At 69.4% G+C, this 18,360-nt stretch carries 22 protein-coding genes; 9 read left to right on the top strand and 13 right to left on the bottom strand.

Annotated elements, in window-relative coordinates; translation table 11 throughout:
* Positions 1-176: 176 nt before the first annotated feature.
* The 3 genes from ACFU97_RS38425 to ACFU97_RS38415 all read left to right on the top strand — a co-directional run bounded on the left by ACFU97_RS38425 (position 177) and on the right by ACFU97_RS38415 (position 2,333).
* Positions 177-671: a hypothetical protein gene (locus ACFU97_RS38425; protein ID WP_384265858.1), complete on the top strand. Its 495-nt coding sequence runs from the start codon at positions 177-179 to the stop codon at positions 669-671.
* A 334-nt stretch (positions 672-1,005) separates the two neighbouring features.
* Entirely contained in the window at positions 1,006-1,233 is a 228-nt protein-coding gene (locus ACFU97_RS38420; RefSeq protein WP_384265855.1) for a hypothetical protein, read from the top strand.
* A gap of 464 nt (positions 1,234-1,697) precedes the next feature.
* The gene (locus tag ACFU97_RS38415; RefSeq protein WP_384265854.1) at positions 1,698-2,333 is read left to right on the top strand and encodes a hypothetical protein; all 636 of its coding nucleotides are present in this window, start codon (positions 1,698-1,700) and stop codon (positions 2,331-2,333) included.
* On the opposite strand, the gene ACFU97_RS38410 is transcribed toward ACFU97_RS38415, so the two are convergent.
* The 6 genes from ACFU97_RS38410 to ACFU97_RS38385 all read right to left on the bottom strand — a co-directional run bounded on the left by ACFU97_RS38410 (position 2,264) and on the right by ACFU97_RS38385 (position 6,526).
* Positions 2,264-2,911, bottom strand: a complete 648-nt coding sequence (locus ACFU97_RS38410) for a hypothetical protein (RefSeq protein WP_384265851.1) — start codon at positions 2,909-2,911, stop codon at positions 2,264-2,266. The genes ACFU97_RS38415 and ACFU97_RS38410 overlap by 70 nt on opposite strands.
* A 111-nt stretch (positions 2,912-3,022) precedes the next feature.
* On the bottom strand, positions 3,023-3,820 hold the full coding sequence (locus ACFU97_RS38405) for a hypothetical protein (RefSeq protein WP_384265849.1): 798 nt from the start codon (positions 3,818-3,820) through the stop codon (positions 3,023-3,025).
* A complete protein-coding gene (locus ACFU97_RS38400; RefSeq protein ID WP_384265846.1) occupies positions 3,807-4,466 on the bottom strand; it encodes an ABC transporter ATP-binding protein in 660 nt (219 codons plus the stop codon). Before ACFU97_RS38400 ends, ACFU97_RS38405 begins: the two co-directional genes overlap by 14 nt.
* An 11-nt stretch (positions 4,467-4,477) precedes the next feature.
* Positions 4,478-5,131, bottom strand: a complete 654-nt coding sequence (locus ACFU97_RS38395; protein WP_384265844.1) for a TetR/AcrR family transcriptional regulator — start codon at positions 5,129-5,131, stop codon at positions 4,478-4,480.
* 67 nt (positions 5,132-5,198) lie between these two features.
* A complete protein-coding gene (locus tag ACFU97_RS38390; protein ID WP_384265842.1) occupies positions 5,199-5,486 on the bottom strand; it encodes a hypothetical protein in 288 nt (95 codons plus the stop codon).
* Positions 5,487-6,019: 533 nt separating this feature from the next.
* Positions 6,020-6,526 carry a nitroreductase family deazaflavin-dependent oxidoreductase gene (locus ACFU97_RS38385; protein WP_384265840.1) on the bottom strand — a complete coding sequence of 169 codons (507 nt, stop codon included), beginning with the start codon at positions 6,524-6,526 and terminating at the stop codon, positions 6,020-6,022.
* 169 nt (positions 6,527-6,695) lie between these two features.
* Between ACFU97_RS38385 and ACFU97_RS38380 the strand changes: the two genes are divergently transcribed.
* From ACFU97_RS38380 to ACFU97_RS38370, 3 genes are all read left to right on the top strand, one after another.
* A complete protein-coding gene (locus ACFU97_RS38380; protein ID WP_384265837.1) occupies positions 6,696-7,784 on the top strand; it encodes a PP2C family protein-serine/threonine phosphatase in 1,089 nt (362 codons plus the stop codon).
* Between the two features lie 34 nt (positions 7,785-7,818).
* The gene (locus tag ACFU97_RS38375) at positions 7,819-8,355 is read left to right on the top strand and encodes a MarR family winged helix-turn-helix transcriptional regulator (protein ID WP_384265835.1); all 537 of its coding nucleotides are present in this window, start codon (positions 7,819-7,821) and stop codon (positions 8,353-8,355) included.
* Between the two features lie 194 nt (positions 8,356-8,549).
* Positions 8,550-9,233 (top strand): hypothetical protein, encoded by a 684-nt coding sequence (locus tag ACFU97_RS38370; RefSeq protein ID WP_384265833.1) that lies wholly within the window; start codon positions 8,550-8,552, stop codon positions 9,231-9,233.
* Here the strand turns inward: ACFU97_RS38370 and ACFU97_RS38365 are convergent, their stop codons facing one another.
* The 5 genes from ACFU97_RS38365 to ACFU97_RS38345 all read right to left on the bottom strand — a co-directional run bounded on the left by ACFU97_RS38365 (position 9,234) and on the right by ACFU97_RS38345 (position 13,708).
* A complete protein-coding gene (locus ACFU97_RS38365; RefSeq protein WP_384265831.1) occupies positions 9,234-9,974 on the bottom strand; it encodes a DUF4142 domain-containing protein in 741 nt (246 codons plus the stop codon).
* A gap of 117 nt (positions 9,975-10,091) precedes the next feature.
* Complete coding sequence (locus tag ACFU97_RS38360; protein ID WP_384265828.1) at positions 10,092-10,856, bottom strand: DUF4142 domain-containing protein; 765 nt, start codon at positions 10,854-10,856, stop codon at positions 10,092-10,094.
* 114 nt (positions 10,857-10,970) lie between these two features.
* Positions 10,971-11,684, bottom strand: a complete 714-nt coding sequence (locus ACFU97_RS38355; protein WP_384265826.1) for a DUF4396 domain-containing protein — start codon at positions 11,682-11,684, stop codon at positions 10,971-10,973.
* Positions 11,681-11,926, bottom strand: coding sequence for a hypothetical protein (locus ACFU97_RS38350; protein ID WP_384265823.1), 246 nt, complete (start codon positions 11,924-11,926; stop codon positions 11,681-11,683). The genes ACFU97_RS38355 and ACFU97_RS38350 overlap by 4 nt, the downstream gene beginning before the upstream one ends.
* A gap of 102 nt (positions 11,927-12,028) precedes the next feature.
* A complete protein-coding gene (locus tag ACFU97_RS38345) occupies positions 12,029-13,708 on the bottom strand; it encodes a chloride channel protein (RefSeq protein ID WP_384265821.1) in 1,680 nt (559 codons plus the stop codon).
* Between the two features lie 262 nt (positions 13,709-13,970).
* Here ACFU97_RS38345 and ACFU97_RS38340 point away from each other — a divergent pair, with 262 nt between their 5' ends.
* On the top strand, positions 13,971-14,411 hold the full coding sequence (locus tag ACFU97_RS38340) for a universal stress protein (RefSeq protein WP_384265818.1): 441 nt from the start codon (positions 13,971-13,973) through the stop codon (positions 14,409-14,411).
* Positions 14,412-14,425: 14 nt separating this feature from the next.
* On the opposite strand, the gene ACFU97_RS38335 is transcribed toward ACFU97_RS38340, so the two are convergent.
* Positions 14,426-15,826, bottom strand: coding sequence for an amino acid permease (locus tag ACFU97_RS38335; RefSeq protein ID WP_384265816.1), 1,401 nt, complete (start codon positions 15,824-15,826; stop codon positions 14,426-14,428).
* Positions 15,827-16,085: 259 nt separating this feature from the next.
* Between ACFU97_RS38335 and ACFU97_RS38330 the strand changes: the two genes are divergently transcribed.
* Positions 16,086-17,273 carry an FAD-dependent monooxygenase gene (locus ACFU97_RS38330; RefSeq protein WP_384265813.1) on the top strand — a complete coding sequence of 396 codons (1,188 nt, stop codon included), beginning with the start codon at positions 16,086-16,088 and terminating at the stop codon, positions 17,271-17,273.
* 82 nt (positions 17,274-17,355) lie between these two features.
* Positions 17,356-17,769, top strand: coding sequence for a hypothetical protein (locus tag ACFU97_RS38325; RefSeq protein WP_384265810.1), 414 nt, complete (start codon positions 17,356-17,358; stop codon positions 17,767-17,769).
* A 20-nt stretch (positions 17,770-17,789) separates the two neighbouring features.
* On the opposite strand, the gene ACFU97_RS38320 is transcribed toward ACFU97_RS38325, so the two are convergent.
* On the bottom strand, positions 17,790-18,323 hold the full coding sequence (locus ACFU97_RS38320) for a hypothetical protein (RefSeq protein ID WP_384265807.1): 534 nt from the start codon (positions 18,321-18,323) through the stop codon (positions 17,790-17,792).
* Positions 18,324-18,360 lie beyond the last annotated feature (37 nt).

Genomic DNA, 18,360 nt, shown 5'->3' with positions numbered 1-18,360 from the left:
GAGCAGGGCTGGCACGTCGGTCCAGCCGGCTGGACCGACGTGCCAGCCCTGCTCGGCGGCTTCGACGTGTTTGCCATGGCCGCCACCCCCTCACGAGCACAGGCCGTTAGCCGGCGCGCGGTGTTAGCGGATGATGGTCATCTGGGTAGCACATCCCGGTGGATTGGATATCTCCGGTGAGCACCCTGGCAGGAGCTGTGGTCGGTGTGAGTTCCGCACTGGTCGCCGAGCGCATCCGATGGCGTCGTGACCAGGAGAGGGACGGATCGCAGACGCGCAGGGTCGTGTACTCGGACTTCCTCATGGCGCTGAGTCAGGCGCACTCCGACATGCGGACGGTTGTCCCGCAAACCGATCGCTCGACCGGTGATCGCCTCTACGGTGACCTTCATCAGGCCCTTGACGGCTCGGGCATCTGGCGGCTGCGGCAGAGCCTGTCACTCACCGCTTCGGCCGAGATCATTGAGCTGGCTGTGAGAGCGTGTGACGCACTGACGCAAATGAGAGACGGACTCATCGAAGACCCTGACGTCAGGGGCGACTCGTACTTTCAGGCTCGCGCCGACCTCTGGATGGAGAACGCCCAGCTTCGGGAGGCCATGCGCAAGGACTTGGGGATGAACGGCCCGCCTGATCCCGAGGTTGGTCGGTACCGGTACCCGGCCACATAGTCATGAACAAAAGCGCGGACCCTCCTGAACCAGGCCGGTAGGACCGTCGATGACGGATACCGTGGCCGACCGTCTGCGTTCGTCCCGCGCACGCATCTTGACCCGTAGCTGTGGCCGCATTCTTGTCAGGTCGATCGAGGTGCCCTCTCGACCGCGACGAACGTTCGCGGACTCCTGGTGCGGCGGTCGCTGACGTTCGGCGTCGGTTGGCTGTACGCCCTTGTTGGTGTCATCCGCTGGTGTCAGACGACCTAGGCGCCCTAAAGGCCCGGCTTGTATCCTCGTCGAGACCATCGTCGACATCGCTCTACCGCACCTCAACTATCGTGCTGCCATGGACTGGCTCCTGACCCTCGCCATCGCCATCCCCCTCGTTGCGCTGGGGACGGGCATCGTCCGGGACTATCGAGGGCTTCGAAGTAGCTTCTACCAGCCTCGGATGGGACCACCGTCGGAGGCGGCGGAGCAACGCTATGGGCGAGTCATCCGGCTTGTCGGTTGGGTTTTCATCGCGGTGCCGCTTTACATGCTCGTCGGCGAGACGATCCGACTAGCCCTGTAGGTCGGTGTGTTGAGGGCAGGAGTTGATGTCAGGATCCGGCTCGGTGATCCCGTAGACCAGCCATCAGGAGAGCGCGTATGGAGTTGAGCGACGCACAGCCGTCAATGTCACGACGTCGCCTCGGGCTATACGCCGTTGGCTGGTTCGCCATCTCGTTGTTGAGGGTGGCTGCATCGGGCTGGGGAGCCATGGACTGGGCCGCTTTCCAGGGCAAGGGCACTACTGGGACGCTGCGGATCGACAAGTGTGGGATGAAAACTGGCTCCCGAGGAACCGCAAATCGAGTTTGTACGGGCACGTTTCGCTCAACCGCTGGTGTGATCGATAGCCATGCGGAGGTGCCGTCACGGAGCACGTCGGCGATCGAGTGGCTGTCACCCGGACGCTGCTCGGCCAGTACATACAGCAGGACGGGCAGTCGGCCGGTGGAGCTGCGGCTCGGACTCTGATTTTTGGTCTCGGGGGTGCTGGCTGTGGCGTGGCTGGCGGACCGTATGTACGTCGCCTCGTCAGGTGACTGCGACGCACGGTCACAGGTAAACCACCTCACCCACCGCTTTCCCCAGCTTCCATCCCGTCCGCCGTCGACCCACACGTCTGCGGAGCGGGCGTGGTTCACCAAGAAGGTCATCGAGTGGCTCTACAGTTGCTCGGGACTGCTCAACTCGCAGGGGCAGTACGCCAACTACGGCCGCGTCGGCGGCTGTCTGATCACCGGCAACGAGGACGGCGTGAAGCACTGCGCGATGAACATCCTCTACAGCCTCCAGCACCTCGGCTACGCCATCCCGCCGCAGGCGGACGCCGGCTGGATCGGACCGGCCGGCTCGGTCCCTCGTACCTGCGACCCCGGATCGGGCGGCCCGGAGAACGACTTCACCAACCGCGACACCGTCTTCATGACCTGGGACCTGATGCACCTGGCCGCGATGCTCAAGCGCGCCAAGGGCGTCCCCCCGCACGGCAACCAGCGGTCGGCGTGGGAGGCGGGTTGCAGCCTGGGCGCGCCCACCCCGACTATCGCTGCCCCTTATGCATTGAGCGCTACGCCGTGCTCGTCGGCGAAGATGCGCCGGCACTGGCCGTTGCAGAAGCCGTAGCGGATGCCGTCGACCTCGAGGATCAGGTCCGTCGAGTGGAGGTCGACGGTCATGCCGCACACCGGGTCGACGACCGTGCCGGGCGGCAGGTCGACGGTGGGAATGCGGGCGATGGCATCGCGGTGCGGGGCGGTCATGTGCTGGATGAGGTCGAGGCTGCCCATGGGCCGGCCGCACATGCCGAGGCTGCCCTCGGCGATACCGACGACGTGGACCAGGGCGTGCGGCTGCTCGAGAAGGCGGTCGGGGTCCCGGCCCGCCTCCGCCTCCGTCTCGGCGAGGGCCTGGGTGAGCCGCTCGATCGCGTGGGCGCTCATCTCCTTGCGCCAGGCGGCCGGAGCGCTGACGCGGATCAGGTACCGGGGCGGCTGTGCGGTGTCGACCGGATGGCGGTCACCGGTGATCCAGGCGGTGGGTTCGTGGATGAGGACCTGGGTGAGGGCGCGTGCGGAGTCCATCACTGCCGGGGCGTGGGCGACTTCGGTGCCCATCAGCGCGTCGATTAGGCGCTTGCCGAGTTGGTGGTGTCGGGCCGGGTCGAGAATCCCCGCGGGTGCGAAGAGTTCGATGAGAATCATGGCTACATGCTGGATCGGCGCACCGCGGTGGTCGTCGTACGGGGGGGAGTGAGTGGCGGCTACGCCCAGGGGAGGCGCGGGCTACTGCTCCAGGAGTACCCCGCCGGTGAGTCACCCGTGGTGCGTGCGGTTGCGGGTTCGTGCCCGGAAGATCACCAGTCCGGCGGCGCCGAACGCGGCCGCCCAGACCAGGCCGAGCGCGAGGTGGCTCCACAGCGCTGTGTGGCCGAAGGAGCCGCCGACGGCGAACTGCATGGGGCCGAAGGACGGGAACCACTCGAGGACGGGCTTGTTGGCGAGCGGGTTGCCCAGGGGGTTCTGCAGGAAGGTGTCCATCAGCCCGCCCATGATGATCAGGAAGAAGCCCTCCAGGTCGTGCTTGACCAGGACGCCGAGGAGCAGGCCGAGTGCCCCGTAGGTGAGCGCGATGGCCGTCAGGCCGGCGAGCACGGCGAACCAGCCGCCGGGGCTCGGACGCCAGAACGGCAGTATCGCGAGCGCCGTGTAGAGCGCGATCGCCCCGACGACCAGGGCGACGGCCAGGGATTTGGCGCCGATGAGCGTGGACTGCCGGTATCCGGAGAAGACCAGGCGCCGGTCGAAGGCGAGGGCCTTGCGGACCGCGTCGAAGACGACGAAACCCGCGATGATCGTGACGGAGTTGAGCCCGGCGGAGATCAGGGTGAGCCGGCCGCCGTCCACACGCAGGACCTCGCCGGTGGCGTACAGCTTGAAGTCCAGGGGAGTGTGTCCGGCCAGGGCGTCCATCACCAGGTACCAGACGGGGACGAACAGGACGAGCAGCAGTCCGGCGAGCCGGTTGCGGGTCTGGTCGCGTACGCAGAACCGCAGCGCGGTGGGGAACTGGCCGTACAACGGCCGGGGTTGGAGGGCGTCAGGCGCCGACATGGGTGTCCTCCCTGGAGGCCGTACGCGGGGTGAGCCGGCCGTCGGCGAGGTCGGCCAGCAGATCGAAGCGGTCCTGCTCGAAGACGAGGTGGGTGATGATCACGACGGCCTTGCCGCGGTTGCGCAGATCGTCGACCAGGTCCCAGAACCGCAGGTAGGTCTCCCAGTCGAAGCCCTGATACGGCTCGTCGAGGAGCAGGACGTCCGGGTCGTGCAGGAGGGCCACGGTGAGGTTGAGCTTCTGCCGGGTGCCGCCGGACAGTTCACCGACCGGACTCTCGCCGTACCGCTCGTAGCCGAGGAGGCGGACGAGTTCCCGGCCGCGGTCCAGGTGCGGCAGGCGATGGGCGGCGGCGAAGTAGCGCAGGTGCTGCTCCACGGTGAGGCTCGAGTTCAGTACGGGGTCCTGCGGACAGTAGCCCAGGGTTCCGGACAGGACGACTTCGCCGCGGTCGACGGGCAGGGTGCCGGCCAGGATCTTCAGCAGCGTCGACTTGCCCGCGCCGTTCTCTCCTACGACGGCGACGAGTTGCCCGGCGTCGACCGTGAGATCGGCGCCGCGCAGGACGGGATGCTTTCCGTAGGACTTGTGGATGTCGTGAGCGTGAAGTACCGGTGTGGGTACGGGTGTTGAGCTGGGCTCCATGCGCAGCCTCCCTAAGGGGCGTCTTGGGCGTCTCCTTGTGGTTCCGGTGGTGCCGCGTTCAGCCCGCCCGCGTAGATGCTGAGCATCTCGGGGCCCCATCGCGTCATGCCGTCCGCCGACAGCGGGTCAGTGCCCAGGACTTCGGCCAGCCGGTCGCGCAGCAGGAACAGGGCCAGGTCGTTGGCGAGGAGGACGGCCGCACGCGCGGCCGGGTCCTTGCCGGGGGAGGCCAGTCCCGCCGCGGCCAGGCCGTCGAGTGCGCCTCTGGTCAGGTCGAACAGGTGCCGGAACAGCAGCCGTCCGGCATCCGAGTCCGACAGGAGAAGCCGGCGGAGGTAGCCCGGCAGTGGTGAGTTGTCGGGGAGGTGCCGGGCGAAGGCTTCGCTCAGTGAGCTGGCCCCGGCCTCGGGGTCGAGCAGTTCCGCTCCACCCTCGCCCGTCAGGTCGCCGATCATCGCCTCGAAGAAGGCGAGGACGTACTGGTCGACCTCCTGGCGCAGGCCCTCCTTCGACCCGAAGTGGTGCACGACCAGGCCGGGCGACACGTTCGCCGCGGCGGCGATCTGCCGCACGGTCACCACTTCCGGCCCGCTCGCGGCGAAGAGCCGCAGGGCCTCGTCGCGGATGACGGCGCGCGTGGTCCGGTCGTCCCTGATTGAACGCATGTGCAGCATGCTAAACGATTGTTCAACGCGTGTCCATGAGTGAGGGACGAAGGAGCGGCCGGGTGTCTCACTCGGTGCGCGGTGTCGGTGGGCGAGTGCCGGTGCGGGCGGGGGTGGAGGGCAGGTCGGTCCAGGTCGGCACTCCATCGGGCACTACGTCCTCGGACTGCTGGGAAGTGGTGGCGCCCGGCGCACCGTCGGAGACGCCCGATTCGGTGGGCCACAGGGACAGGGCGCCAACCGCCAGCGCGACGACGGCGACCGCGGCGAGGATGCGGCCCACGTGCCGGCACCTGGCCGGGCCGTCCATGTCCCGCCAGGCCGCACCGGGCCATGGATCCTCCGGCTCCCACATCTCGCCGACCGTGTCTACCGGCCGCAGCCGGGCTGCATCCGATCGCCGCTTCGGCCGGGGGTTCTCCCTGCCTGCCACGTCGGGGCGGACGCCGGCCGCCCGTTCCTGTGCGGATGGCTCCCTCGGTGCGGACGCCCTGATCGCCTGCTCGTTGTCGCCCAGGAACTTCCGCCACACGACATCCGGGATTCGCGAGGCGCCCCTTCCCCCGCTCCCCGTGTCCCCACCTGGGCCTTCACTGACCACGGCGCCTCTTCTCCTCTGCCGTCCTCGTCGGCTTCAACTCCGTCGAACGTACGGATGGGTGGACGCAGAGCGAGGTGTGCGCGCCCCCGGGAACCTGCTGGCGGGAGACCTGTCGGCGGCCGGCACGTCGCGCCCGCTCCCGATGACATGCCGATCACTCCTGGGCGCTGCGCGACCCCCGACCGCCGACGCGGTCCCCATCGGTAAGTTTTGCATAGTGCAAAATCAGGATGCCAGGACTTCGGGACGGTTTTGGCCCGGACTTGAATCCACGTGCCGCGTGAGCTTCACGGCAGCCCGGCTCCCGGGGCGGAATCCAGACGTACGAAGGGGATGGCCCTGCCGGCGTCACGGAACTGGGCGTCGGTGCCGTCCGACGGGAATCCCATGAAGGTGCACAGACGCCGGGCGGTCCGGGGGCGGTTCCGGGCGTAACGTGCCATGATCTCGGCGCCCTCGTCCGGTGGGAGGACGTGGGCCGTGACGGCATGGCGGCGGTTGCCGACCTCGATCAGGGTCTTCGGCTCGGCGCGCAGGTTGCGGTACCAGGCGGCCCGCGGCCCGAAGCCGGAGGCGACGATCCAGCTACGGCCGGCCGGCTCGTACTCGACCACCTCCAGGACGACCCGACGGTGGAGCCCGCTGACCCGGCCCGTGTGGTGCAGCAGGAGCAGCCGTCCGCCGAAGACCCAGCCCAGTCCGCAGCGGAAGACCAGTACGGGCAAGCGGGCGAGGAACCGCCGCCAGCCGACGGGGAGTTGGGGCCGGCCCGGGTAGGTCTGTCTGTGGGGCATCGTCGCCTTCCGGGAGATCGGGCATGTCAGCTTTCGGCCTCTATTGGGTAAAGGGTCGAGCCCCGAGCCCTTTCCTCACAGGGACCTTTGCATAGTCTAAAGGCGGGGAGGGGATCCTGTGTCAAGAGCGGTCGAGACTCCCGAGCACTGGAACTTCGCTGGAGGACATATGACCGTCGAGAGGCCGACGCCGGGATCCGCGCTGCTCTCCTGGATGCCGGCGGCGGTGATGACCGTGGTGGCCGGGGCGGACATCGTGGCGGGGCCCGGGGTGGGGTTCCTGCCGCTCGTCTCGCTCGGGCCGGCGTTCTCCGGACTGGTCGGCGGATGGCGGCGTACGACGCTGATCGGTGCGGCGGCACTGCTCCTCTGCGTGGCACTGGGACTGTACGACGGGCTGTTCGAGGAGCGGCGGGGCTTCACGGCGATGGCGTCGGTGGCGGGGGTCACCGGCGTGGGCATCGCGGCCGCGGTGACGCGTTCGCGCCGGGAGGCGGAGCTGGCGAGTGTCCGGTCGATCGCGGAGGTGGCGCAGCGGGTGCTGCTACGACCCGTGCCGCGCACCGCGGGCCCGCTGCAGGCGGCGGTCTCGTACACCTCGGCGGTCGCCGAGGCCCGCATCGGCGGCGACCTCTACGAGATGGTCGCCTCACCGCACGGGATCCGGGTGATCGTGGGCGATGTGCAGGGCAAGGGACTGGCGGCGGTGGAGACCGCCGCGGTGGTGCTCGGGGCCTTCCGGGAAGCGGCCCACGACGAACCCGATCTGGTGGGGCTGGGCGAGCGTCTGGAGCGCAGCGTGGCCCGGGAGCTGGAGGGGGAGAAGTTCGTCACCGCCGTCCTCGCCGAGTTCGGTTCGGACCGCGGGGTCGTCTTCCTCAACTACGGCCATCCGGCCCCGATGGTCGTACGCCGGGACCGGGGTGTCGACTTCCCGCAGCCGGCCGCGTTCGCCCTTCCCCTGGGGCTCGAGGCCCACGGCGCCGATGGCCCGAAGTCCTATCGGGTGGACTTCGCTCCCGGGGATCAGCTGCTGCTGTACACCGACGGGGTCACCGAGACGCGGGACGCTCAAGGCTCGTTCTACCCCCTCGACGACCGGGCGGATCTGCTCAAGGACCCCGACGCAGACCGCGCCCTGGAGGCCCTTCGTGAGGACCTGGTGCGGCACGCCGCAGGGCCCCTCCATGACGATGCGGCGATGCTGCTGCTCCGCTACCACGGTCATGGGGAAGGAAAATCTGTTCCCATCATGTGAGTGAGCAGGGACTTCGGCACGGTAGAAAGGATGTATGCCGGAGTATGAGAGCCCTGCGGGGGCGACGGACGACGTAGACGCGGTCACCCGGGCGGTGCTGACTGCCTCGCGACTGCTGGTGGCGGTCGCCGCGCGCTCGCTCGCCGAGGTCGAGGAGCGGGTGACGCTGCCGCAGTTCCGGATGCTGGTCGTCCTCTCCACGCGCGGTGCGACCAAGCTGGTCGCTCTCGCCGATCTGCTCCAGGTGGCGCCGTCGACGGCGATGCGGATGGTCGACCGGTTGATCGCGGCCGGGCTCGCCGACCGGCAGACCAACCCGGGCAACCGCCGCGAGACATTGCTGCAGCTCACCGAGGAAGGGCGGCGCACCGTCGAGGACGTCACCGCCCGTCGCCGCTCCGAGATCGCCGCCATCGTCGAGCGGCTTTCCCCGATGCAGCGGCTGGCCCTCGTTGAGGCCCTTGGCGCCTTCAACAAGGCCGGCGGCGAGCCGCAAGCCCCCGGCTTGGACGATCCGGAGCCGCATCCGCTCGGCTGGGTCGTCGACGGTGTGATGGCGCACGACACCTGACGCGCCCCCGGCCGCTCCATCACGATTCCCGAAGGACTCTTCTCCGCATCCGGAATATCTTGCATAATGCAAGGGAATTGTGAACGTCCCGTCTTCGAGCAGTGCTCACGAGCCGCCGACGGATGGAAAGGATGCGGGGTGTGACACGCGTACGCCGGAAGGCTCGCCATTTCTACCCCACGGAGCTCCACCTCATGGCACATCTGCGTGCCTCGGTGTGGGGTCCCGCGGAGTTCGTCGGGCGGCCGCCCTGGTGGCTTGTGGTGGAGGGGCTCCTCGCGGGCGTCCTCGGTTCCGGGGCGATCGTCGGTGCGACACTCTACGGCGCCTGGACCGGCCGGCCCTCGCTGGCCGACGGCGAGGCGGGCCTGGTGTGCGCGGGCGCGCTGGCCGTGTATCTGACCCTCGTGGGGGCAGGACGTGCGCTGGTCGGCGTTGCCGCATTGCTCGGTACGTGCCTCGCGCTGCAGACCCCGCAGGCTGCCGCCGGCATCGTGCTGGCGGAGCGGGGACAGGTGCAGTCCGTGGTGGTGACGTCGGTCGAGGACGGCCGGGGTGCGGGGGGCGGGCGCGCTCGTTACCTGTGCTCGGTGGCCGATGCGGACGGGGTGCCGCTCAAGGTCCGTATCTGGCGCGGCTGCGGGCGGGAGACCAGGCCTGGGGACGCGCTCGCCGTCGTCTACGACCCCAAGCGGCGGGTGTCCACGCGTGGATCGCAGCGGGGGGCCGACGGCGTCTCGGCGCCGTTCGGCGACCTGGCGCCGTGGACCGTGGCCCTCACTGCTGTGAGCCTGCTGGCGGTCGTCCGCTCCTACCGGCTTTCCGGCTCGGCCGGCCTCCCGACCTCTCCTGCACGGGACGGCACGGCCGGATACTGATCAGCCGGCGGCCGGACTGGGCGTCGGTGAGGCCGTGTTGATGTTCAGGTCGGGGCGCGCGGTGAGCACCACGATCGGCACTCCCGGCTGCGGCGCGGGCGGGGTGAGCTGGTCCTTGGGGAGCTTGGGCGGGGTGGTCTGCTGGAAGTTGACCTGCTCGAAGTTCACGACACCGGTGTTCTCCAGCACGGTGATGTGGTCCAGGACGGTGTCGTTGGCCAGGTCGGCAAGCTGACGTACGAGTCTGTTCTTGGTGCTGGCGCGGACCTTGGCGATGGCCGGGAAGATCTGACCGTGGGTCACCCGCATGATGTTGGCGGCGGTGGTGTCGAACTGCTGGCCGGACTCCGCCGCCGAGGTCTGCACGAACTGCTGCTGTTGCGGGGTGGCCTGGTTGGGCAGCGTGATGTTCAGTTCGGGGGCGATCTTGCGGCACAGTTCGTCGAGCCCGGCGTGGCCCACGACGAGGTGCTTCCCGGCTTCCCGCATCTGCGGCGTGGAGCCCTTCTGTATCGCCAGTTCGCCCAAGGGGTACTCCCACAGGCCCGCGGAGCGCACCTTCACGACGAAATCGCGATCGCCCTCGGTGAGCGGACCGTACGGGGTACTGGCGATGATCCGGTTCGGATCGCTGGACACGGTCTGCACGCCGAGCAGGGCGGGGTAGGCGAGCGCGGTGAGAGTCAGGCCCAGCGCGCCGACCACGACGACGGATCCTGCCATGTTGCGGGAGATGGGCATGCGGCCTCCAGGCGCGAGCGGCTCCTACGCCACGGAGTACGGGCAGGCTGGACCGGCTGATCATTGCGCTGAGTAAAATTTGCATGCCGGACTGTGTTATGCGTCACAACGTAGGCGTCATCCGACTGTTGGGGAGGCGGACGGCGAAGGGGTCGTGGCCGGCCCCGTCGGCACGTTGTCGGCCGAAACTCCCGGGGGCGGTGTGAGGACGACCATGGGTGCCCCCGGCTGCGGTACGGGTGGCGTGACCTGGTTGGACGGAAGCTTGGGCGGCGTCGTCTCCTGGAAGTTGACCTGGTCGAAGTTGACCAGCCCGGTGCCCTCCATCTGCTCGATGTGATCCAGGACGACGTCGTTGGCCTGGTCGGCCAGTTGCCGCACCAGGGTGTTCTTGGTCGTGGACCGGATCTTGGCGATGGTGTTGAAGATCGAGCCGTGGGTGACGCGCAGGATGTTGGCCAGGTCGGAGTCGAACTGCTTGCCCTGATCCGACTGCAGGGTCGCCAGGAAGCCCTGCTGTTGTGGCGTGGGCTGGTTGGGGATGGTGATGTTCAGCTCGGGGGCGATCCTCCGGCAGCTGGCGTCGAGGGCGGCGTGTCCGATGACCAGGTGCCGGCCGGCCTCGCGGACGGTCGTCGTCGTCCCCTTCTTGATGGCCAGCTCGCCGGAGGGGAACTCCCAGAGCCCGGCGGACCGCACGAACACGACGAAGTTGCGGTCGGCCTCGGTGAGCGGGCCGTAGCGGGTGTTGGCGATCACGCGCGACTGGTTGTTCGTCGCGTTCTGGATGCCGAGCATGCTCGGGTATGCCAGGGCGGCGAGGGTCACGGCGAGGGCGCCGCCGACGAAGACGGTTCCGACCTTGCTGTGCTGGAGGGGCATGAGGGTGGCTCCCGGACCGATGGCGTGGACGTGCAGGGACGTCAGGAGGTACGGGGCGCGGGCGACGAGAAACCTTTGCTTCAGGTAAAGCTTGCACTATGCCAAAGGGTGGGATCACATCCGCTCCTTCCAGCCGGCCCGCACCAGCCAGCTGTTGACCGGCCAGGCGGTGAAGAAGCCCACGATCATGGCGAGTTGCATCAGCAGCCAGTACGAGGCTGTGGTCTTCGCCAACCCCGGCGGAAAGAGGGCCTCCTGGTAGGTCCACATCCCCGCGAACAGGCCGATCTGGAAGGCGACGATGGAGAACGTGTCGGCCTTGACGGCCGCCCACAGGGCCTGCCGTGGGCCGATGTCCCGCATGGGGGCGATCGTGAAGTACTGGAAGCCCACGCCGAGCAGCCAGGCGAAGGTGAAGTCCAGCAGGAAGTCGGCGTACAAGGGATTGCCGGCGATCGTCATGCCGGTCGCCCGTACCAGCCACTCGCCCCCGATGTCACCCAGGACGCACCCGGCGCCGCAGTGGCTGATGGCCTTGGCGGAGGTGACCCACTCGGGCAGCTTCTCGGGATCCGGATCGCCCTCGCGCTCGATCATGGGGCGTGAGGTGCGGCGGCCGTGGCGGACGTAGAACCACAGGGCGGCCGGACCCCAGTACAGGGCCGTGATCGGGTAGACCAGGTGCATGATCCACATGCGTTGCCGGTATCCGCGCAGTGCCATGTCCGCCGCGATCGCCAGGAGGCTCGCCCCGGCGGCGGCCAGACTGGCCCAACCCAGTGCCTCCAGCCACGCCGGGGGCAGGTGGTGCGCCGCCGCGGCCGTCATTTCGTGTGCAGGCGCGCTGCCGCGACCCGTCCTGGCCGCATGATGCGTATGTTGTGGCTCTCGCAGGCGGGGCAGCGGGGCGACTGCAAGGGGGAGGGCACGCGCCTGTCACCGAGGTGGTAGGTGGCGGTGATCTGCGCGTGGTCGTCCACGGTCACATCGATGTCGTACGTGGCCTCCCAGCCGTGCCCGCAGTTCAGGCACGCGAACGAATACGAGCGCTGCACGTGCTCGGTGTGCATGACCGACCTCCTTGGGGCGATGGGTCCAACGAGGTTCCGGGTCCCCATTTTTGCGCAGTGCAAAATAGGCTCTGTCCGGGTCGGGGCCGCCCGGAGGGCGCGTCAGGTGAACGTGTGCACCGCGCGCAGCGCGCTCTGGTGGCTGAGCCAGCCGACCGGCTTGCCGCGCGGCGCGTCCAGGACCGGCATGCCTGTCCCCGTGGCCGACAGCAGGGCGTGCAGGGCGTGGGCGAGGGGCTGGTCGGCGAGGACGGGTGCGGGTGCCTCGGCGAGTTGGCCGACCTGCGTCGGGGCGTCGTCTGGCCGTTCCGCCAGGGCCTCGGCCACGGCCCGCGCGGTGACCACGCCGGTGTAGTGCCCGGCGTCGTCGACCACCGGAAGCGCGCCGTGGCCCGACAGACTCAGCAGGTCGGCGGCGTCTGCCAGCGTCGTGGAGGCGGGCAGGGGGGCCGGCAGCGGTTCCATGACGGCTTCGACGTGCTGGGTGCCGATGCGTGCACCGGGAACGGGACCTTCGAGGTCGATGCCGCGGCGGCGCAGCTTGAGGGTGTAGATCGTGTCGCGGGTCAGCAGGCGGCTGGTCGCGGTGGCGAGCACGATGGCCAGCATCAGCGGCAGGATGATCGAGTATTCGCCGGTGAGCTCGAAGAGGATGACCACGGCGGTGATCGGCGCCCGGGCCGCGCCCGCGAAGACGGCTCCCATGCCGACCAGCGCGTAGGCGCCCACCGCCCCGGCGGACCGGGGCAGCAGGTGGTGGACGCCGATGCCATAGGCCGAGCCCAGCATCGCCCCGATGAACAGGCTGGGCGCGAACACGCCTCCCGAGCCGCCGATGCCGATGGTCAGGCTGGTCGCCAGCATCTTGCCCGCGAGCAGCAGGAGCAGGAAGCCGACCGCGTAGCCGCCCTCGGTCGCCCTCTGCAGGACGGGGTAGCCGACGCCGTACATCTCCGGCAGGGCCAGCAGGACCAGGCCGAGCAGCAGGCCGCCGACCGCCGGACGCAGCCATTCCGGGCCGCGCCAGAGCCAGTCGCAGGCGTCCTCGATGAGATACAGGAACCGGGAGAAGCCCACTCCCACCGCAGCGGCGCCGACGCCGAGCACGGCGAACAGGCCGTACTGGGAGAGGTGGTCGACACGGAAGTCCGGGAGGTTCAGGAAGGCGTTGTCGCCGAAGGAGGCGCGTCCGATGATGCTCGCGGTGACGCTGGCCAGCACGGTGGCGCCGAAGGCTTCCGCGCTGAAGGTGGCCAGGATCAGCTCCATGGCGAAGAAGACGCCGGCCAGCGGGGCGTTGAAGGTGGCCGCGATGCCACCGGCAGCGCCGCACGCGACCAGGAGTTTCGTCCGGCCCTCGGCCGCCTTGCTGAGACGGCCGAGGGTGGAGCCGAGCGCCGAGCCGATCTGCACGATCGGGCCCTCCCGGCCCACCGAACCGCCGGATCCGATGCACAGGGCGGAGGCAAGTGTCTTGACCACGGCGACCTTGGGGCTGATCCGCCCGCCGCGCTGGGCGACCGCGAGCATCACCTCGGGCACCCCGTGCCCGCGGGCCTCCTTGGCGAACCGGTTCACCAGAGGTCCGTACAGCAGGCCGCCGATCACGGGGGTGAGGAGCACGAAGCAGGGGCCGAGCCAGGGCACGTGCGGGTTGTCCGCGCCGGGGGAGGCGGCGTAGTCGGCATGGCCGGAGAGGAGCCGTGTGAAGGTCTCGATGCACCAGCGGAAGACGACGGAACCTGCGCCCGCTCCCGCGCCGACCGCCACGGCGAGTGCCATCAAGCCCCACGGCGCGGTCTGGAGCCCCGCGAGTCTCGACGTGGGGGTGAATCCGCTTGTTTCGCTGCTCGGCACTTGCTTCCCGTCCATTGCTGCCGGTATGGCACTCGTCGATTCCGCTACCACTACCTTTGCATTATGCAAAGCGCGTCAAGGGGGCGGGTCGCCGGGCCGTACTCCGGCGGGCAGGGCCCAAGGGCCCCTGGGTGTGTGAGTGCGTCCGTGAGACGGTGAGCTGAGGCGCAAGTCAGGGAGGTGGACGGTGACCAGCAAGGCGGTCCTGCCGCTGATCGTGGTGGGTGTCGACGGGTCGGAGCCGAGCCGGGCGGCGCTGCGCTGGGCGGCCCACCAGGCCGAACTGACCGGTGCGGAACTGCGCGCCGTCCAGGCGTGGCGACTTCCGGTCACGTACGGCATGCCGGCGGACTACTCGGACGTGGACTTCGCGAAGGAGGCCCGGGAGAGCCTCCTGCGCACCCTCGAGGAGACGCTGGGGGAGTCTCCCGGTGTCCCCGTCGACGCTCAGGTCGCCGAAGGCCATCCAGCGGCGGTGCTGACCGAGGCGGCCCGCAGCGCCGACCTTCTGGTGGTCGGCAGCCACGGGCACGGTGCCTTCACCGGGATGCTCCTCGGCTCGGTCAGCCAGCACTGCGTGCAGCACGCCGGCTGCCCGGTCCTCGTGGTCCGCGCCGGCATGACCTGAACCGTGCGCGGGCGTCAGCCCCCTTCGGCGCGTGCCTCGACGTCCTCGATGCCCGTGGGGCGTCCGGCCCGGGTCCACCGCAGGTAGAGACTGGCCGCGATGAGCAGGGTCGCGGCCAGAGACAGCATGGGCCAGCCGCGCAGGAGGTTCACCGCGAGGGTGAAGGCGACGGCTGCCGCGGCCAGGCCGTTGACCCAGGCCAGCGCCGTCTTGTTCTGCCGGGTGGCGAAGCGCGCCATGGCGAGCAGGCCGACCAGGAAGCTCACGAAAACCGCGACCGCGTAGAACAGGACCAGCTCCTGCTCCTGGCCCGCCGCGGCAATGATGATCAGCGCGGCGGCCGCCAGGTACACCACGACCGACCAGTACGGGGTGTGGTGCCTGTTGGTCCGTCCGAGCACCGGGGGCAACACGCCGGGCCGCTCCGCCGTACCTGAGAGTGCCTTGAGCAGTCCTGGTCCGGCCTGGAAGGACGAACTGGCCGCGGCGAGCAGCAGGAGTGAGCTGGTCAGCTGGAAGGCGCCGTAGAGCCAGCCGGGCCCGGCGGCGGCATGAGCGATGTCGGCGATCTGCGTGGAGTCGGTTCCGGGGATGCCGACGTGGAGACGGGTTGCGAGCGCGGTCAGGGCCAGGGTCAGACCGCCGACGATGACCAGCAGCAGCGCGAGCGTGCCGCGGCCGAAGCGGCGTCGGTGGACGTCGTCGAGCTGGCCGAGCTGGGCGATCGCGGTGGAGGGCGCCTCGACGCCCGTGGCCAGCGCCATGGCGACCGGGAAGGCCAGCACCACTGCGAGCACCGCCGAGTGCCCCGGGTCGGTCGTGGCAGCGGCATGGCCGGTGGTGTGAGGGGAGGTGAACCCCAGGACGAGGACAGCCACGGAGATCACGACGAAGGCCACGGTCATGACCGCGAACAGCAACCGTCCGCCGTGTCCGAACCAGGTCAGCCCGGCGACCACCAGGAGAAGTCCCAGCGCGAGCGGGATCCGCCACGCGGCCAGTCCGGGGCACAGGGCGATGACCGCGCTGGCCGCCGCGGCGATGGAGATGCCGATGGTCAGCACGAAGTCGACCACCAGAGCCCCGATGGGCAGGAAGGTCCAGCGCGCGCCGAAGGCCCGCCCGGCCGCGGCCGCCGCGCCGCCCCCCTTGGGGAAGCGCCGCACGAGCTGCCAGTAGTTCGCGGTGACGACCACCACGAGCCCGATCACCAGGCCCATCGTCGGCAGCAGCAGCGCGAGGTCGCCGTGCAGGGCCCGTAGCGCCGCCTCGATCGCATACGCCACCGAGGAGACCGGATCGGCGATGACCGCGAAGGCGAACGCGAAGAAGAGGACGGAACGGCGCGGCATACGGCCGCGCACGCCGAGGGGGGACGTGGCCGCGACGGCGGCAGCCGACTTCGACGAGGTCACACGAAGACCCTTCCTTGATGCCCGTACGGACCACTCATCGCAGGTGGTACGGACGACTCATGGGAACACTTCGCCGACCCGACTTCCCGGCACACCGCAATCGACGCTACGTCAGGAAGCCGTCATCGAGGCGTTAGGGACCCATCAAGATTGCGGCGGTCGGCTCGGGCGACTCCAGCGCCTTCTTGACCTTGGTTTGCATTGTGCAAAAGTAGTGGAGAGGATGAATGCAGTGGAGGGGAAGAGGTGATGTGCAGCGATGAGGGCAGTGATCTGCGGAGCGGGTATCGCCGGACTCGCACTGGCTGGCCGCCTGCACAACGTGCTCGGCTGGGACGTGGTGGTCCTGGAGAAGGCGCCACGGCCCCGCACCGAGGGCTACATGATCGACTTCTTCGGCCCGGGCTACGACGCCGCCGAGGCCATGGGCGTGCTGCCCTGGCTGGAAGAGCTCAGTTACGCGGTCTCCGAGGCGGCCTTCCTCGACGATCAGGGCCGGTGCCGTGCCCGGCTCGGCTACGACCGCTTCGCCCGTCTGCTGGACGGGCGCCTGCTGAGCATCATGCGGCCGGACCTCGAACTCGCCCTGCGGGAGCGGCTGTCCTTCGCCGTCGGCCTGCGCTTCGGCGTGGGACCGGCACGCATCGACCCAAGTCTCTACGGCATCCGCGTCACCCTCACCGACGGCACGGTTCTCGACGCCGACCTCCTCGTCGGAGCCGATGGCCTGCACTCCGCCGTGCGCTCCATGGTCTTCGGCGAGGAGCAGCGGTGTGTGCGCTATCTCGGTTACCACACCGCGGCGTTCACCTTCGACGACCCTCACGTGCACGCGGAACTGGGCGACAGGTTCTGCCTCACCGACACCGCCGAGCGGCAGATGGGGCTCTACGGGCTCCGTGACGGCAGGGTCGCGGCCTTCACCGTCCACCGCAGTGCCGATCCCCGGCGTCCCGAGGACGCACGAACCGCCCTGTACCGCGAGTACGGCTCACTCGGCTGGCTGGTGCCCCGCGCTCTGGCCGGCTGCCCGCCGTCGTCACGGGTCTACTACGACCAGGTCGCTCAGACCGATCTGCCGTCCTGGAGTCGAGGGCGGGTTGTCCTGGTCGGCGACGCCTGCCAGGCCGTTTCTCTTCTCTCGGGACAGGGCGCCTCTCTGGCGATCGCAGGCGCCTACGTCCTGGCCGACCAGCTCGCCGGTACGCGACGCGTCGAGGACGCGCTGCATGGCTACGAACGCCTGTGGCGGCCGGTCATCAAGGAAAGACAGCGAGCCGCACGCAGAACGGCACGCTGGTTCGTGCCCGAATCGGCGCGGCGGCTGCGGGTGCGCCGCGCCGCCCTGCGCTTCGCCGGCCTGCCGGGCGCAAACCGTCTTGCGGGCACCTCACTGGCCGGGAAGCAGCGGCCTGCGCTGCGACAACTGGCCACGGTTCCAACTTAGTTGAGCTCAGTCCGGGCGCGACGCTGTGACGTCTCCGCCGGACCGGCTCGACATCGGCACTTCGCACCTTTGGGAGACCTGCATGGCGCCACCTTTCCGGCCTGGCTGCGCGTCCGTGACCGCTCGGCTGCGCGAAGCCCTGGATGCTGCCGACTGCCGGTCGCTCGCCGACGTCCTGCACCCCTACGTGTGCTGGTACCCGTCCGACGGAAGCGGCATCGGCTTTCACACCCGCTCCCATCTCCTGAGCCGGTGCGCCCGCCTGCACGCTCTCGGGCTGTGGGTGGGGATAGAGGAGACCTTCACCTATCCGGCGGCGGTGGTCCTCGGCCTCCGGATCCACGGCACCGTGCCTCCGGCCGACCCGCAGACGGTGGGGTACCACGTCTTCGACGTCACCGACGGACTCGTCACGCGCATCACCTGCTATGCCGACCGCTCCCGAGCCCTCGACGCGGCCTTCCCCGGTGCCGCGGCGGCGGGCCCGGGACGTTGACACCCGCCCGTGACAGGGCGTCAGGACGGGGTGACCCGCACCTGGAGGTGGACCAGCCCGGCCACCCCGAACTGGAGGGACAGCGGGAGTGTGTGCCGGGCGGTGATGCCGCGCACGTGATGCAGTTCCACGCGCGGCCCGTCGCCCCGGAAGGTGACCGTGGTCCCGGACAGCAGCAGGATCCCCGCGGTGGACAGTGAGCCGTTGCCCTCGTCCGACTTCCCGCCCTCCAGAATGCCCCTCCCCTTGTCCGGCGTCGCCACCATGCCCAGGTGCTCGGGCACCGCCTGGCCGTTGTGCACCGACATGGTGAGCGTGCCGTCGCCGGACTGATCGAGGTGCGCGACGGCGTCCGTGATCGTCAGATCGACGTCGGCTATGTGCACGCTGAGGCGACCGAGGGACGAGGTGACGCCCGGCCTTCCGGTACCGGACGTACCACTCGCGGGAGCGCCGGGATGGTCGGCGCCGGCACAGCCCGCAGCCAGGACGGTGAATGCCGCGAACAGGAGCGCCGTCAGAACGGTGCGGTGACGCGTGGCTGATCCTTTCATCTTTGCATTATGCCAAGGTCGATGTGGGTCGAGCTCC

The sequence above is a fragment of the Streptomyces sp. NPDC057616 genome, assembly GCF_042800575.1.
Lineage (GTDB): Bacteria > Actinomycetota > Actinomycetes > Streptomycetales > Streptomycetaceae > Streptomyces.
Note: the sequence above shows the minus strand (reverse complement) of the source record. Positions and strands in the feature narration are given on the sequence as shown.